Genomic DNA, 16,292 nt, shown 5'->3' on the forward strand with positions numbered 1-16,292 from the left:
TTACACCTCTATTTGATGGACTTCATAAGCGATTTGAGCGGCAAGCTTACAATTATTATATACTAATTGAATATTTGCTGCGAGTGATTTACCTTTGGTTAGCTCTACGATTTTTCCTAGTAGATAGGGGGTTGTTTCCTTCCCTTTTATACCCAATGATTCCATTTCAACTAATGCTTGTTCAATCGCTTCATTAATCAACTCTTTTGGCATGCTATACTTTTTAGGAATCGGGTTGGCAATAAGCATCCCACCCTTTAATCCAAGAAATTGTTTTGTAGTAATTAAGTCAGCGATTTCTTTTGGGGATTGAACGTTAAAATTCACCTTAAAATCACTTTCACGGGAATAAAAAGCAGGGAGTTGATCGGTTTGATAGCCTATTACTGGTACGCCTTTGGTCTCCAAATACTCTAAGGTAAGGGCCAAATCAAGAATGGCTTTTGCTCCAGCAGACACCACCGTAACATTCGTATTTGCCAATTCTTCTAAATCCGCACTAATATCCATCGTGTCTTCTGCGTTGCGATGAACACCACCAATACCTCCGGTAGCGAATACTTTAATTCCAGCCTGTTCGGCAATATACATGGTTGCACTAACCGTTGTTGCACCATTAATCTTATGCAAGATATTATAGGCAATATCGCGTCTGGATGTTTTGTGGATCTTTTGTCCTTCTTTCCCAAGAAAGTCAATTTCTTCATCACTAAGACCGACTTTAAGTTTCCCATTTAGAATCGCTATGGTTGCAGGTACGGCCCCATTATCACGGACAATTTGCTGGCACTGAAGTGCCGTTTCCACGTTTTGTGGATAGGGCATACCATGGGAAATAATCGTCGATTCTAGTGCGACAATCGGTTGATTGTAGGCCACTGCCCGAGCGACTTCTTTACTTAATTCGATGTAGGAATTCATTGATATTCACCTCATGATTGATACTGGATTTTACGTGAATGGTTTTATAGGCGGCATATGCACCGATTGATAGTGATGTCGGTAATGAATATTGAGATTCAAGACCATAGATGAAACCACTAAAAAGGGCATCACCAGCACCACTTGTACTGATGGGATGTTCGATTGTCTCTGGGGTTTGATGAACGATATTATCTCCTTGATACAGGGTGATTTTCTGAGACCCATTACTAACTAGAAGCATCGTTTTTGGCGGGACTGTTTCTTTTGGAAAAAGAATTTCAAACTCTGCATGATTCATTTTGATTACATATACTTGATTGATTATGTTAACAAGTTTTGGAGCTTTTACTCCACTAACAGCATCGATATAGATACGCTTAGACGAATACGTCTTAACAAGATATTCGATCGTCTTTTGAGGTAGATTGTTATCCAATACAATCGCGTCAAAACTGGTAATGTATTGATATTTGGTTTTGATCCAACGTGGGGTCATTTCATCAACTAATGGCATATCATTTAAACCGAGATATAAATCGCGTTGTTGATCAAAAATCGCCATGTACATATTCGATGGTAACGACATCGTATCACAATGGTCGATAAGTATTCCCTTATGGGTTAATGTTTGCTTGGCAAAAATGCCTAAGGCATCAATGGAAAACATCGTTAGAAACGATACATCCATGCCAAAATTAGCTAGGTTTTGGGCGATATTTGCCCCAACGCCACCGACTTGTTTTTGGTGATGAACAATGTTGGAATCATGCAATACATACGGTTGATCACTATGAATATTGAAATCAATATTCACTGCACCAATAACCAAGATCTTAGAGGACATTCTTATGTGATGTTAAATCGACATGACAATATCCGGATGGATGTTTGTCCAAATAATCTTGATGGTAGTCTTCTGCAGGATAAAAGGTTAAATCTGTTTCCAACTCTAATTGCAATGGTTTTTGGTATTCTTTTTGCCGAACATTTAAGTAATTTTGGATAAATGCAAGCTGTTCGTAGGGATAGTTGTATATCCCCGTACGGTATTGAATACCACGGTCATTCCCCTGTTTATTAATCGATGTTGGATCGATGATATTAAACAAGTGATCCAAGAGTTTTTTCAGTGAAATGTGATCTTCATCATATTTAATCAATACGGCTTCGGCATGGCCACTACCGGCACAGACCTCATTGTAGTTGGTCATTCCTGGGCCATTGATGTAGCCAACTTCGGTATCCGCTACTCCTGGCAATTGTTTAAAATATGCTTCGACTCCCCAAAAGCATCCCCCGGCAAAGACAATTGATTTCACAATGGATTCCTCCTTTAAAATATGCATAATTAAATCCGTTTTTGAATCTGTATATAATTCGCGATCCTTGCTGTTTTGCTGGATCAATTGTTGTTTTAATGCTTGATACTGCATGCGATAACGGGGATTGGTTTGCAATGCCCGTTTGAATGCAAGGACTTTCAACAAATTCTCACTGCCTTCTAGTTGAACATATAAATGATGTTCATAGAAGGTATCGTCATCACGTCGAAAGGCATGACGATGCTCGATTCCTTTTTCGCCTTCGTAGGTCCAGCCATGTTGTTCTAAAATCGAAATGATGATATCGAGATGGTCGCTGTATACGACGGCAATATCAATAATTGGTTTGGCTCCTAAACTCTCAACACTTGTGCTACCAATATGATGAATAGCCTTTATATAAGGGGCTAAGATATGGTAGACATAATCCTCTAGTCGTTTATATTCCTCTTTCCAATGCGGGTTATACTCACGATAACGTAACGGTTTCACCAATCGCAATCCGGAAAATATAACTCGCTGCTAAGATACCAGCGGTGTTTGGTACAAACGCATTGGAGGCGGGTGAAGAGGTTTCTTGAAGTGGTTTTTGTGGAACTTCTTTTGAGGCGATTACGATGACATCTTTTAAATTGAGCTGATGACGTAACTTATGACGAATAACTCGCGCAATCGGATCGTATTCGGTTTTTGATAAGCGCATAATGGTGAGTTGTTCTGGTTGATATTTATTCCCGGTCCCCATGACACTAATCATCGGGATTCCCCGTTTATGTGCTTCTTGAATGATATCGATTTTATAGGTAATTGTATCAATACAATCAATGATATAATCAATGTCATTGTCCCAAATGGTGTCTTTCGTGGAATAATCGTAAAATGTATGGTATGTAACGACATCACAGTTTGGATTAATGTCGACTATCCGCTGTTCCATCACATCAACTTTTGGTTTGCCTAGTGTCGTAGATCTAGCAACTAATTGACGGTTGATATTACTGGGTTCAACAACATCTTGATCGACTAATAGGATGCGCCCAAACCCACTACGGGCAATGGCCTCGGCGGCATTGCCACCGACTCCACCAAGACCGACAATAAGGACCGTTTTCTGTTGTAGTATGGCGAGCTTTTCTGGTCCAATTAACAGTTCTAAGCGTCGAAACATGGTTGGTTCACCTCTTTAGAAAATGGCTACGTAGAAGTAGCCATTATCGTTTTTTTCGTTGGAGTAAACTCACGTTAAAGTAGCGATCCCCTAACAAATACAATCCCGTAAATACGGCTATGGCTAAGGGGATGATAACATGGGGGACATAAAGCGTGCGACCCCCGAAAAATAGATACATGATGCCCATCCCTAAAACGCCAAGTCCACTAATTGACATAATATAGGTGAACTCCCGTTGATAGGATGGTTTTAACCGACGTTGATTCTTCTCTTTGTGCAATAAGACATATAATAAACCGACGACAAAGTACACGAGCAGAATAATGCTTGCAACCAAGATGATCATATTCGTAGATGTATAGAGTTGAACATCAAAGATGTAGGTAAATATGACAAATACGGGTACGAGCATGACACAAGTTATATAAAAGACAATGATGTTTATTTGGAAGACATTATAGACTTTCTTATGATCCATTATGGCTTACGTAAATCCAAGTTTTGTTGATTGGCCGTATTCCGTTTATCCCGGTAAAACTCAATTAGAACACGGATGGTTGCGGCCATCGGTGCAGCAAAGATAACCCCAATGGTTCCAAATAAACTACCAAAGAATAAGATTGAAACGATGATGATGATCGCATGCATTTCGAGTTGTCGACCCATAATGATTGGTTGGAAGATGTTTCCTTCTATCATTTGTAGTCCAACATTTACCAATACGACAACAATTGGTCCTGGACCGGTATCACTGGTGATGACGGCATAGATAACCACCGGAATCATCGCGATAATCGCTCCAAAATAAGGAATAATGTTGGTTAACCCAACGATAATTCCAAAGATGAAGAAGTATTGTAATCCAATCAATCGATACAGAATTGTTGCAGCAATACCAATCGCGAGCATCAAGAGTAATTGTCCTCGGATGTAGGCACCAACGGTGTTGCTTAGGCGGCTACCCAAGTCAGAGGCATCTTTCTCATATTTTTTCGGAACAATACTACGAATCGTATCGTTGATCATTTCAAAGTCGAGTAAATAATAAATCAATAAGACAGGTAAGACAACAACGACGGCAAAGATATTGATTAGACTAGAGGATACGACAGATGCTAAGTTATCTGCAAAATTACTAATCGTATCTTCGACTAATGTCGAATCATTGATCGTACCTAAAATCCAATCGTATAAATCAGGACCTAAGATAAAATCATCTCGAAAATCATTTTCGAAATAACTCTGTACAGCAGGCCAGTCATTGGCAAAGAAATCCCGAATTTGTTGCTCAACAAAGGGGAGCAAGAAATAGATGATTAAGAAGAATGCAGTAACGGTTCCGACAAAAACCACGGTAACACTTAGTCCTCGTGGACCTACCCCTCGTCGTTCCAATAATTTAATTAATGGGAACATGATAAGTGACAAGAGCCATACCAATGCGAGAGGTACTAGTACTTTTTGGACAGCATTCACGATACTGAACCAGATACTACTGAACTGTGAAGCTAGTAAAATAACTCCAAGTGACAACAAAACAACAACAAGCACACGTATTGCTTTGTTGAGAAATTCATCACTGAGAAATTTGTATTTCGGTTTCATTTCATCACATCCTTCAGTCCTGAATACATTATATCATAAATAATTTATAAAATGAATTATTTAATTGTTTTGATAGCAAGCTCGGTCAGTTGCTCTTCCGACACGATTCCTGGTGCTTCTGTTAGGAGACATTGGCCACTGTTGGTTTTTGGGAAGGCAACGACGTCACGAATATTTTCCGTATGAACCAACAACATAATCAAACGGTCGAGACCAAATGCGATTCCTCCATGAGGGGGTGTTCCATACTGTAGGGCATCGAGTAAGAACCCAAATTTCTGCTGTTGTTCTTCTTTGGAAATTCCGAGAATATCAAACACTTTATTTTGGATATCTTCACGATGGATCCGGATGCTTCCGCCACCGAGTTCTTGACCTTGAACAACCAAGTCATAGCAGTACGCAAGCGCTTTATCGGGAGCTGTATCCAGTAAAGGAATATCCGTTTCTTGAACCATCGTAAACGGATGATGCAAACTGAAATAGCGTTGATGCTCATCGCGATATTCAAACATTGGCCAATCAATGACCCAGAGAAAATCATACTCCTCAGGATCAACAAGCTGTTGCTCTTTGGCAATATGGTTCCGTAAGAGTCCTAGTGATTGGTGAACAACTTCGGCTTTATCACTAACAATCAAGAATAAATCATTGTCTTCTAATTCAGCTAGTGAGATTAATTCTTGTTGTTGCTCATCGGTAAAGAATTTCACAATACTACCACTCAATTCACCATCAATCAGTTTGACAAACGCCAAGCCTTTTGCTCGTAATTTCTTGACAAAGTCCGTTAACTTGTCAATGCCTTTACGAGAGTATAACTCTGCACCATTTTTAACGGTAATCCCTTTTACAATTCCTCCGTTTTCAATGTTGTTGGTGAATACGCCAAACGTTGTTTCAGCTGCTAACTGTGTTATGTTAACCAGCTTCATATCAAATCTGGTATCCGGTTTATCGACACCATACTTGTTCATCGCTTGGTTGTATGTCATCCGTGGGAACGGTTCTGTTAGATCAATTCCTTTCACTTTTTTCATGACATATTTAATCATTCGTTCACTCACATCCAAAACATCTTCTTGGGACATGAAACTCATCTCGATATCAATTTGAGTAAACTCCGGCTGACGATCACTACGCAAATCTTCATCACGAAAACATTTTGCGATTTGATAATACTTTTCAAAGCCAGCCACCATTAGTAATTGTTTAAAGATTTGTGGGGATTGCGGGAGTGCGTAAAATTTTCCTTCGTTTAAACGTGAAGGAACGAGATAGTCTCGGGCTCCTTCAGGAGTTGATTTCGTTAGAATTGGTGTTTCTACATCGAGAAAATCTTCGTTGTTTAAAAACTCGCGAACCGCTTGAACGGTTTTGTGACGAACAATAAAGTTTTCCTGTAACACAGGACGTCGCAAATCAAGATATCGATACTTAAGCCGGGTATTTTCCAGAGCATCGGTTTCATCTTGAATCAATAACGGTGGCAATTTTGCCTTGTTTAAGACGGTTAATGATGCGACATCTACTTCGATATCTCCCGTTGGTAGTTGGGGATTTTTACTTGAGCGTTCGATGACGGTTCCTGTTATTTCTAACACGTATTCACTCTTAATATCGAGCGTTTGCGAATACAGTGGACTATCGGGATTAAAGGCAAGTTGTGTAATCCCATAACGATCGCGTAAATCGATGAAGACAAGACCACCAAGGTCACGTTTTTTAGCTACCCAACCACTGAGGGTAACGGTTTTTCCCAGATCAGTAAGTCGTAACTCACCATTGGTATGTGTTCGGTTCATATTATTCCTCACAATCGTCACAACTGTCGGCTTCACAAGACGTACAAGCGTGACTTGGTTTCATTAATTCTGCCACAATGTGGTTGTAGAGTTGATGTTTTGAGATTGTCACTTCTTCTCCACTTTGTTGATCTTTAATATTGATTTTATTATTGGCTTTTTCGTTTGCGCCATAAATGGCGACAAAACGAGCATTGTGATGCTCTACTTGTTTCCATTTACCTTTCATTCCGCGATCCATAAAATCGATATCGGCGAACAAGCCACCAAGACGGCAACGATTTAACATCGCCATACCATCGGCTTTCTGCTCCTCACCAAGGATCATCAAGAACAGATGCAAGTATTGGGGATCCCCTTTGAACTGTATACTCTCTAAGGCAAACAATAAACGTTCTAAACCGAATGCAAAACCAACTCCTGGTACTTCTGGTCCCCCAAGAGATTTTACAAGGTGATCGTAACGACCACCACCACAAATGACGTTTTGAGCGCCAAGTGTTTCTAAGTGTGCTTCGACTTCAAATACCGTATGGGTATAGTAATCCAGTCCGCGAACAAGATTTTTATCAATCACATAATCAATGTTCATCGCATCCAAGTAGTCACAAACTGCATCAAAGTGATTTGCATCTTCTTCAGTGAGATAATCCATGGGCTTGGGTGCTTCCACCAAAACGGGATGATTGTTATCAATTTTACAATCCAATATCCGCAGTGGATTGGTTTCATAACGAGTTTGACAATCGTGGCACAGTTCAGTGATGGATGGCTTTAAATGAACCATCAATGCGTCTTTATACGCTGCCTTTGAATCGTGATCACCAAGGCTGTTTAAACGGACGGTAACGTCCTTGATTTTTAACGCTTTGAGAACACTTACGGCATAAGCAATAATTTCTGCATCAAGCTGGGGACTCGATGAACCAAAGGCTTCAGCACCAAACTGCATAAACTGACGATAACGACCTTTTTGGGGACGTTCATAGCGGAACATTGGTCCGACATAATACACCTTTTGAACGGGTAATTTGTCCGCATACAGTTTATTTTCAATATAGCTACGTACGACACCGGCTGTGCCTTCGGGACGCAATGTATTCGATCGTTTCCCACGATCGATAAAATCGTAGGTTTCTTTACTGACAATATCCGTCGATTCACCGACACTGCGATGAAACAGTTCCGTATACTCGATGATAGGTGTTCGGATTTCTTTGTAATTGTATAACTTACTGACATTACGAATCGCTTTTTCTAAAGCGTGCCATTTCCCACTTTCGGTGGGTAATACATCGTATGTCCCTTTCATTTTTTGATACATCAAATCACTCCTTTTGATAAAAAAACGTCCCTAAACAACGTTTAAGGACGAAATATTCCGCGGTACCACCTTAGTTCCCGTATTCGGGCACTTAACCTCGTAACGAGAGGAAACGTCTTTTCTTACTGATTTCAGAAAAGCCCTCGGAAGTGTCGTTCGATTGGGTGAATGATGATGCTTCCAGCCACGGCATCACTCTCTAGAACATCACACCAATGTACTGGTCTTCCTCATTGGTTTTTACGGTGTAAATTATACTAAATATTCGCTTAATAGTCAATCAATACATCCTTTTTCACGTCGTTTATCCATGAAATTGTGCCATTTTCATAATCTTGTTGGGTGATGCTATAGGTGACATCATCTTTTAATGTGCCATCGTACAGTAAGAATTTATCACGTAAAACACCTTCAAAAGTGAAGCCTAACTTCTCACAAACACGTTTGGATACATCATTCTCAGGAAAATGACAATAGGCGAGTCGTTTCAACTTAAGATATTCCATCGCGTATATGATGACCGCTTGGGCAGCTTCAGTAATGTAGCCTTGATTCCAATACTTCGGATGAAGAACAAAGCCAATTTCACCCTTAAACTGACGATACGAGTGAATTTCGATTGTGCCAATGACTCGTCCAGTGTCTTGAAGTACGATCGCAAAAATACCGGGTTGCCCGTACTCTTTCTTTTTAATCGAATAATCGATAAAACGATAGGTTTCATCAATCGATTCATGCGGTTTCCATCCGGCACTTGGTCCCACGCGGGGATCGTTGGCATAGTCATAAATATCCGGTGCATCTTGACGGATTAGCGCGCGCAGTACCAGACGTTTCGTCGTAATTGTAGGTAATAGTAACCGTTCCATCTAATCCCTTCTTTCAAACATACTCCACATACCGATTTCTTCAAATCCTAAACGGATGTATATCGCACCGGCTTTGGGATTGTCATAGAACAAACATAAGTCCTTCTCTTTTTCAATCAGATATCGTGATAACAAGCGCTTCATCAAGCGACTTGCATACCCGCGATTGCGATAATCGGGATGGGTGGCAACTGCAACGACCATACCGTTGATTGTCGTTTCAGCGGTAACGGCAACAGTGCTGACAATCTGTCCATCTTCTTCAATGAAATACGTATCCCCCATTTGAATGCTTAAGGCTTTGGATTCGATGAACTCGGCTTTTGATTTTTTAAAAATCCCAAATTCTGTTATAAGCGATAATAAATCATACAAACGTCCCATATCCTCTGTCGTTTGGACAAGATGAATCTCGGGATCATTGATTGACTCGACTTGTACAGTCTCTTTGTTGGTCGCACAAAAGTACTCGAGTTTTTCATCAAAGTTATCAAGATATGGTTTGACCAACTTCATAATGTCTGTTTTCCCACTAATGTAGGCTAAATCATGTTGTTTCATGATGTCAAGATAGGCGGGGTTAAACACATCTTTTTCAGTATAAAATATGCCGTGTTCGCGATATCGCAACAGCAAACTTATAATCTGTTGGTGTTCATCTTCCTCGATGTAGACATGCTGAAAATCACTATCAAAACCAAAGTGTTCAATATCGCCGATGGGGAAGATATTATACGAGGGATTTTGGTATAGATAGTTCAAGACATTCGTTCGATCGGTTTCTGTGCATAATCGGATCATATTATTTCTCCAAAAGGATGGTAACGGGACCATCATTGATTGCTTCAATAACCATATGTTCACCAAACTGTCCCGTTGCGACAGGTATGTGGTGAACATCTTCTAACTCCTTGTTAAAGGCGTAATATAGTTCTTCTGCTTGAATCGGATTCATTGCCTCGGTAAACGATGGACGATTCCCTTTTTTAGCATCGCCATATAACGTAAACTGAGAGATGCTTAAAACGGCGTAACCACAATCTTGTAGCGATTGATTCAATTTCCCATTTTCATCTTCAAATACCCGTAGTTTAGCAACTTTTTTCGCGAGATATCGGACTTCATCGATCGTATCGCTATGGGTAAACCCAACAAACACGACAAATCCAGCATCAATTGCACCCACAATGTGTTGATTGACAAGGCAGGATGCTTGGGATACACGTTGAACAACAAGTTTCATTATTTCATCATCCGTTCGATGCTAAAGACATCGGAGATGTTTTGTAAACTACGGATGATTCCTTGTAGTTCTTTACGATTCTTAATCGATACTTTTAGTTTAATAATTCCTTCTAAACGGCGATTAGTCGATGCGGCTACTTGAATCACTTTTCCTTGATTGGAAGTGACAGTATTGATAATCTCCGCTAATACGTTATCGCGGTTTTGAACGATAATACGCAGATTTACCGAATATTGTTTGGTATTGTCATTACCCCAAAATACATCGATATAGCGTTTTTTATCAAGGGCTTTTAAATTGTTGCATTCGCGGCGATGAACGGCAATACCAGTTCCTTTGGAGATGTATCCCGTAATCGGATCTCCTGGAATCGGGGTACAACAATTAGATAGCTTGATGGACGGATTTTGCAATCCTTCAACAATGATGTTGGTATCGGATTTTTGATCCAAATAGACCGACTCATTAATCCGTTGAATCAGGTCTTCTTCGGTGTATTCTTCTTTTTCGACTAGCGCATTTACCGCACTACCCGGTGAAATGGTATTTTTACCAATTTCGAAATACAAATCATCAATGGTTTTAGCGCCTTTTTTACTAAATAATTGTTTCACTTTTTTATCGTTTAGTTCGACTTTTGCATTGCGCTGTTGGAGTTCTCTTTGAAAGTCTTCACGTCCCATTTCAATTAACACCGAACGACGTTTTTTATTGAGATAGCTCTTTATTTTCGACCGGGCATTAGACGTTTTAACAATCTTTAACCAGTTATCGTTTGGACCAAACGAGTTCACACTGGTTTTCATATTGACGATATCACCGGTTTTTAATTCGTATTCAAGCGGAACAATCTTCCCATTGACAATCGCACCAACGGTTTCAATCCCCACTTGGGTATGAATTCGGAAGGCAAAGTCAAGGGGTGTTGATCCAGCGGGTAAGTCGATAATATCACCATTTGGTGTAAACACGTAAACATTGGAGTTAAAGATATCATCTCGTAGTAAGTTGACAACATCACTGTCATTGTCGCTTTCTTTCGTGAATTTTACCAAGTCCCCATACCATTTTAATTTTTCCATGACTTCATCCGTCATTTTTCGTGGTGACACATTTTCCTTGTAAGCCCAATGTGCAGCGACCCCATACTCAGCAATGTGATCCATTTCTTCGGTTCGTATTTGAATCTCGTATACCTTACCATTGGCAATTACAGAGGTATGTAGGGATTGGTACAAGTTGGGTTTTGGCATCGCAATGTAGTCTTTAAAGCGATTGGGAATCGGTGTCCATTTGGAGTGAATAATTCCGATTGTCCGATAACAGTCTTCAATCGAATCAACGATAATCCGTAACGCAAGCAAATCGTAGATGTCTTCAAATTCTTTGTTGCGATCAACCATTTTTTTATGGACGGAATAGATGTTTTTAATTCGACCCATAACATTGGATTGAATATTGTTTTCTGATAGTAAATAATCAATATTAGTCTGCATCATTTTCAAGTCTTTTTCGCGGTTGTGTTTCGTATCCGCAATCAACTGAGCAATGCGACGATACTTATGGTTTTGAAGATATTTGAAACAGGTATCTTCCAGTTCTGCTTTCATCACATACATCCCTAAACGGTGAGCTAAAGGGGCGTAAATATCCATCGTTTCACGGGCGATACGTTGTTGTTTTTCAGGTGGCAAAGCACCCAGTGTTCGAATGTTGTTTAAACGATCTGCGAGTTTGACGATGACAACACGAATATCGCGGGACATCGCCAGTAACATTTTTTGATAGTTTTTCGCCTGGGCGGCAATTTTCGCTTTTTCATGATCGGTCTCTTTAAACTTATACTGACCTAATTTGGTAACCCCTTCGATTAAAAGGGCAACATCTTCACCGAATTGCTGTTTCACATCGGAGAATGTTGCCGGAGTATCTTCTAAGACGTCGTGTAAAAGCCCAGCCATTATTGTGGTTGGGTCGGTTTGATATTCACTGAGAATCATGGCAACATCTAAGGGATGAACAATGTATTCATCACCGCTTTTGCGATATTGTCCTTCGTGCATTTTTTTGGCATAATCAAAGGCTTCTTTGATGTTGTTGATATCAGTGGTATTTGTGATATACGTTGAAACTTCTGCAATCAATCGTTCAACATTGGCTGTTGCCATACGATCACCTTCTTAGAATTTCATCAACGATAATACGTTATACCCTTCTAATTTTTGGCGGCCTTGCAGTTCCACAAGTTCTATCAAAAAGGCTAGTCCTACGACTTCCCCACCCGATTCTTCTACCAAATGGATGGCAGCATCGATGGTTCCACCGGTTGCTAATAAATCATCAATAATGAGAACGCGTTGTCCGGGTTTGACATCCCCTTTGTGAAGACAAAGCGTATTGCTTCCATATTCCAAATCATAACTGTGTTCAATCACTTCTCGGGGAAGTTTACCAGGTTTTCGTACTGGTATGAATCCGAGACCAAGTTGGGTTGCAACGGGGCATCCAAAGATAAACCCGCGCGCATCAGGGCCAACAATAATATCTGCATTGATTTGCTTGGTGAAATCAACAAACTGCTTGGTTGCATAACGAAATGCTTCACCATCCCCAATTAACGGGGTAATGTCTTTAAACTGAATTCCTTTAATTGGAAAATCTGGCACATTGGCAATATAGTCTTTTAAATTCATATGGTCTCCTCCATTATTCACTTACACTTATTATACCAAATAACGAGTTATTTGGAGTAACTTTTAGTTTTTTGTGTAATAATCATCAATTATGATTTGTTTTTTATACCGACCCCGGAAATAATTCACATCAAGACGGCCCAGAAGTGTTACCGGATTGGTTTTGTTTAATTTATTATAGAGAGTTTTATTGTTAAAGAAAATCGCTTCACTGTCATGACCAATGATGAGTTTTGTATGTTCTCCTTTGATTAGGTATCGATTATCTGGATAGATATCTTTAAATACAAAGACGGCATCTTTTAAATCATATCGTTCCAATTCAGTAATCTGATTGATATCCAAGGTTTGAATATCGATGTATCCTTCAGCTACCGTACTATCATCTCGGTGTGCCGTTGGTATTTGCTCATTGAATCGATCTTTAAACTCGTCAAGAAGCTCTTTCTTAAATTCTAATCCCGCGGCATTTTGATGCCCTCCATAACGAATTAGCAAATCCTTTAACTGATCCAAGACATAAATGACATCAATTCCACTGTAGGAACGAATGCTTCCACGATAGGTGAATTCATCTTCTTTTAGGACAACACTGACTTTGCTAAATTCGTTGGCTAAACGCGATGCAACAATACCCAGTACCCCTTCATGCATTCGCGGTGAATGGACTATAATACTGGGCTCTGTATGATTTAGTTTTAATACGGATTCTTGGTACAACACTTGCGTTAGTTTTTTACGTCGATTGTTGGTTTCCTCAATCTCGGTAATGTATCGTAATGCTTCTTGTGTGTTCGTCGCTTCGAGTAGATGAACGGCTAATTTTGCACTTTTCATCCGACCACAAGCATTTATTCGTGGTGCGATTTTATATTGAACATCAGCCACAGAAGGGGTTGTGATGTCTAAGAATGCAAGTAAGTTACGCAAGCCTTCATTGGACGAATGGGCAAGTTTTTGTAATCCAACGTTGACAAAAGCGCGGTTTTCTTCAACGAGTGGCATCATATCAGCAATCGTTCCCAAGGCAACAATGTCGATATATTCCAATGCTTCTTCACCGATTAATGCTTGGGCAAGTTTAAAGGCGACACCGACTCCAGCAAGTGGTTTAAATGGATACTCGCATAACTGTGTATGAAGAATACTGAATGCATTGGGTAATTCCGCTTCACTTTCATGATGATCGGTAACAATCACGTCAATATTATTCTCCGTTAGAATTTTGACTTCTTCGATACTCTTAATACCATTATCTACTGTGATGACAAGGTCGTATCCTTCATTGACGATATCAAAGGTTTTGGAATAGGATAATCCATACCCATCAACAAATCGATTGGGAATGTCATAATCAATTTTTGCACCGAGTTCTTGCAGAACCCTGTATATTAAAAATGTACTCGTAATTCCATCAACATCGTAGTCACCATACACTAAAATGGATTGCTTATTTTCAATCGCATGCATAATCCGGTCAACTGACTTTTGCATGTCCTTTAGGAGGTAGGGATCATGAAAAGAACGTTCATCCAACTGGAATAACGCTTGGTAGTTATCAACGCCTCGAGCGCGGTAAATGTCCCTGACCAAATTATTTTGATCAAGATCCTTATTTTTTATTTTCCATGTAAACATCTGTATCTCCTAACCTTTGATTGCTATCGACCGCCTACATTTTCTCTGGTGCACTTACACCAATTAATGAAAGTGCGTTTTGTAAGACGATTTGACAAGCATTTAGAATTGCTAAACGTTCTTGTGTCTTTAACTGGTCATCTTGAATGACATAATCGGAATTATAAAAACTATGAAATGCTGTAGCCACTTGATAGATGTAGTTTACCAATCGATGTGGTTGTCGCGATTCCGCTGCAGATTTAATAACTGCGGGGTACTGTGAAAGAAGGACAACGAGCTCGATTGTCTTATCGTTATCGATTGTTTTAAATGTATGTTGTTTGTGATCAAAGTCGATTCCTTGAACGGATGCTTTCTCAAAAATACTATGTATACGAGCATGCGCATATTGCACATAATATACCGGGTTTTCATTGGTTTGGCGGATGGCTAAATCCAAATCAAGATCCATTTGCGAATTCAAGGAGCGTGCAGCAAAGAAATATCGGATTGGGTCGGCACCGACTTCATCAATTAAATCGCCCAAAGTAATCGCCTTACCACTGCGCTTAGACATTTTCACCTCTTCACCGTTTTGCAAAACTTTCACCATCTGTAATAAGTCAACTTCTAATAAATCACTACGTCCACCAATCATTTCAATGGCCGCTTTTAGCCGTGAAATATATCCGTGATGATCACTACCAAGAATATCAATCAGTTTTGTATACCCACGATCCAACTTGTTTTTATGATAGGCAATATCCGGGGTAACATATGTGAAATTCCCGTCACTCTTAATGATGACACGATCTTTTTCATCACCGTACTCACTGGTTTTTAACCAAATTGCACCATCTTTCTCATAGGTGAAGTCATTGTTTTTCAAATACGTGACAACTTTATTTACTTCGTCGTTCTCATATAGGCTTTTTTCACTGAACCAAATATCAAATTCAACGCCAAAACGGTCCAAGTCAACGCGTAATCCATCTAATAAGCGATGCACGCCAAAATTGCGGAAGAATGCTTCACCATCTTCGTCGACAAACCGTTTTCCATATTCCTGTTGTACTTCTTTTGCCAAATTAATAATTTCTGGTCCGAAATACCCATCGTCAATCATCGGATAGTCCGGATTAAACAATTGTTGGTAGCGTGCATTAATGCTTTTCGCGAGATTATTAATTTGATTACCAGCATCATTAACATAGTATTCACGTGTCACTTGGTATCCAGCTTTGTTCAATATTCGTGCTAAGGAATCCCCTGCTGCTGCACCTCGGGCATGACCGATATGAATTGCTCCAGTAGGATTTACCGAAACAAACTCAATGTTGTAATGTTGTCCATTTCCAATAGTAAGATCACCATAATGGAATCCTTCTTGATTAATGACATTGACAGTATCCAAAACAAACGATGGGTCTAAATAGAAGTTAATAAAACCCGGTTTTGCGACTTGAACCTCTTTCAGTGGCAGATTATCGATAGATAATTGTGCAACAATGTCTTCTGCAATTAACAAGGGGGCTTTTCGTGCAACCCGTGCATATTTCATGGCAATGTTTGACGAATAATCGCCATTACTATTGTCTTTTGGCACTTCAAGTTCGATCTCAATTGCGTCATCAAACCACGCCAAACTTTGTAATGCTGCTGCTATTTCATCTTTAATTTTTAGTTGTAGTTGTTCAATGTTCATTCGTATCA

Annotated in this window: 15 protein-coding genes and 1 other annotated feature; all 15 genes read right to left on the reverse strand. The window is 39.7% G+C overall.

Features of this window, described 5'->3' with window-relative positions:
- The 15 genes from G4Z02_RS09025 to argS all read right to left on the reverse strand — a co-directional run bounded on the left by G4Z02_RS09025 (position 1) and on the right by argS (position 16,284).
- The gene (locus G4Z02_RS09025) at positions 1-921 is read right to left on the reverse strand and encodes a pseudouridine-5'-phosphate glycosidase (protein ID WP_258877693.1); all 921 of its coding nucleotides are present in this window, start codon (positions 919-921) and stop codon (positions 1-3) included.
- A complete protein-coding gene (locus tag G4Z02_RS09030; protein WP_258877694.1) occupies positions 896-1,738 on the reverse strand; it encodes a PfkB family carbohydrate kinase in 843 nt (280 codons plus the stop codon). The genes G4Z02_RS09025 and G4Z02_RS09030 overlap by 26 nt, the downstream gene beginning before the upstream one ends.
- Positions 1,739-1,757: 19 nt before the next feature.
- Complete coding sequence (gene msrA, locus G4Z02_RS09035) at positions 1,758-2,738, reverse strand: peptide-methionine (S)-S-oxide reductase MsrA (protein ID WP_258877695.1); 981 nt, start codon at positions 2,736-2,738, stop codon at positions 1,758-1,760.
- Positions 2,716-3,414 carry a tRNA threonylcarbamoyladenosine dehydratase gene (locus G4Z02_RS09040; RefSeq protein ID WP_258877696.1) on the reverse strand — a complete coding sequence of 233 codons (699 nt, stop codon included), beginning with the start codon at positions 3,412-3,414 and terminating at the stop codon, positions 2,716-2,718. Before G4Z02_RS09040 ends, msrA begins: the two co-directional genes overlap by 23 nt.
- A 43-nt stretch (positions 3,415-3,457) precedes the next feature.
- On the reverse strand, positions 3,458-3,895 hold the full coding sequence (locus G4Z02_RS09045; RefSeq protein ID WP_258877697.1) for a hypothetical protein: 438 nt from the start codon (positions 3,893-3,895) through the stop codon (positions 3,458-3,460).
- A complete protein-coding gene (locus tag G4Z02_RS09050; protein WP_258877698.1) occupies positions 3,895-5,022 on the reverse strand; it encodes an AI-2E family transporter in 1,128 nt (375 codons plus the stop codon). The genes G4Z02_RS09045 and G4Z02_RS09050 overlap by 1 nt, the downstream gene beginning before the upstream one ends.
- A gap of 56 nt (positions 5,023-5,078) precedes the next feature.
- A complete protein-coding gene (gene aspS / locus G4Z02_RS09055) occupies positions 5,079-6,827 on the reverse strand; it encodes an aspartate--tRNA ligase (RefSeq protein WP_258877699.1) in 1,749 nt (582 codons plus the stop codon).
- 1 nt (position 6,828) lies between these two features.
- On the reverse strand, positions 6,829-8,151 hold the full coding sequence (gene hisS, locus G4Z02_RS09060; protein ID WP_258877700.1) for a histidine--tRNA ligase: 1,323 nt from the start codon (positions 8,149-8,151) through the stop codon (positions 6,829-6,831).
- A 40-nt stretch (positions 8,152-8,191) separates the two neighbouring features.
- Positions 8,192-8,394 (reverse strand) — a binding site (T-box leader).
- A gap of 26 nt (positions 8,395-8,420) precedes the next feature.
- Positions 8,421-9,020: a GNAT family N-acetyltransferase gene (locus G4Z02_RS09065; protein WP_258877701.1), complete on the reverse strand. Its 600-nt coding sequence runs from the start codon at positions 9,018-9,020 to the stop codon at positions 8,421-8,423.
- Complete coding sequence (locus G4Z02_RS09070; protein WP_258877702.1) at positions 9,021-9,821, reverse strand: GNAT family N-acetyltransferase; 801 nt, start codon at positions 9,819-9,821, stop codon at positions 9,021-9,023.
- A 1-nt stretch (position 9,822) separates the two neighbouring features.
- Positions 9,823-10,263 (reverse strand): D-aminoacyl-tRNA deacylase, encoded by a 441-nt coding sequence (dtd, locus tag G4Z02_RS09075; protein ID WP_258877703.1) that lies wholly within the window; start codon positions 10,261-10,263, stop codon positions 9,823-9,825.
- A complete protein-coding gene (locus G4Z02_RS09080) occupies positions 10,263-12,434 on the reverse strand; it encodes a RelA/SpoT family protein (protein WP_258877704.1) in 2,172 nt (723 codons plus the stop codon). The genes dtd and G4Z02_RS09080 overlap by 1 nt, the downstream gene beginning before the upstream one ends.
- Positions 12,435-12,446: 12 nt before the next feature.
- A complete protein-coding gene (locus G4Z02_RS09085; protein ID WP_258877705.1) occupies positions 12,447-12,959 on the reverse strand; it encodes an adenine phosphoribosyltransferase in 513 nt (170 codons plus the stop codon).
- Positions 12,960-13,022: 63 nt separating this feature from the next.
- Positions 13,023-14,597 carry a single-stranded-DNA-specific exonuclease RecJ gene (gene recJ, locus G4Z02_RS09090; protein ID WP_258877706.1) on the reverse strand — a complete coding sequence of 525 codons (1,575 nt, stop codon included), beginning with the start codon at positions 14,595-14,597 and terminating at the stop codon, positions 13,023-13,025.
- Positions 14,598-14,631: 34 nt separating this feature from the next.
- Positions 14,632-16,284, reverse strand: coding sequence for an arginine--tRNA ligase (gene argS, locus G4Z02_RS09095; protein ID WP_258877707.1), 1,653 nt, complete (start codon positions 16,282-16,284; stop codon positions 14,632-14,634).
- Between the last annotated feature and the right edge of the window lie 8 nt (positions 16,285-16,292).

The organism is Candidatus Xianfuyuplasma coldseepsis, from assembly GCF_014023125.1.
GTDB lineage: Bacteria > Bacillota_I > Bacilli_A > Izemoplasmatales > Izemoplasmataceae > Xianfuyuplasma > Xianfuyuplasma coldseepsis.

What these genes read in the sequence shown, in the direction of transcription:
- dtd (WP_258877703.1), bottom strand. Translation starts at nt 10,263, where the DNA reads ATGAAACTTGTTGTTCAACGTGTATCCCAAGCATCCTGCCTTGTCAAT.
- G4Z02_RS09085 (WP_258877705.1), bottom strand. Translation starts at nt 12,959, where the DNA reads ATGAATTTAAAAGACTATATTGCCAATGTGCCAGATTTTCCAATTAAA.
- G4Z02_RS09080 (WP_258877704.1), bottom strand. Translation starts at nt 12,434, where the DNA reads ATGGCAACAGCCAATGTTGAACGATTGATTGCAGAAGTTTCAACGTAT.
- G4Z02_RS09050 (WP_258877698.1), bottom strand. Translation starts at nt 5,022, where the DNA reads ATGAAACCGAAATACAAATTTCTCAGTGATGAATTTCTCAACAAAGCA.
- G4Z02_RS09045 (WP_258877697.1), bottom strand. Translation starts at nt 3,895, where the DNA reads ATGGATCATAAGAAAGTCTATAATGTCTTCCAAATAAACATCATTGTC.
- G4Z02_RS09025 (WP_258877693.1), bottom strand. Translation starts at nt 921, where the DNA reads ATGAATTCCTACATCGAATTAAGTAAAGAAGTCGCTCGGGCAGTGGCC.
- G4Z02_RS09040 (WP_258877696.1), bottom strand. Translation starts at nt 3,414, where the DNA reads ATGTTTCGACGCTTAGAACTGTTAATTGGACCAGAAAAGCTCGCCATA.
- G4Z02_RS09065 (WP_258877701.1), bottom strand. Translation starts at nt 9,020, where the DNA reads ATGGAACGGTTACTATTACCTACAATTACGACGAAACGTCTGGTACTG.
- aspS (WP_258877699.1), bottom strand. Translation starts at nt 6,827, where the DNA reads ATGAACCGAACACATACCAATGGTGAGTTACGACTTACTGATCTGGGA.
- hisS (WP_258877700.1), bottom strand. Translation starts at nt 8,151, where the DNA reads ATGTATCAAAAAATGAAAGGGACATACGATGTATTACCCACCGAAAGT.
- G4Z02_RS09070 (WP_258877702.1), bottom strand. Translation starts at nt 9,821, where the DNA reads ATGATCCGATTATGCACAGAAACCGATCGAACGAATGTCTTGAACTAT.
- recJ (WP_258877706.1), bottom strand. Translation starts at nt 14,597, where the DNA reads ATGTTTACATGGAAAATAAAAAATAAGGATCTTGATCAAAATAATTTG.
- argS (WP_258877707.1), bottom strand. Translation starts at nt 16,284, where the DNA reads ATGAACATTGAACAACTACAACTAAAAATTAAAGATGAAATAGCAGCA.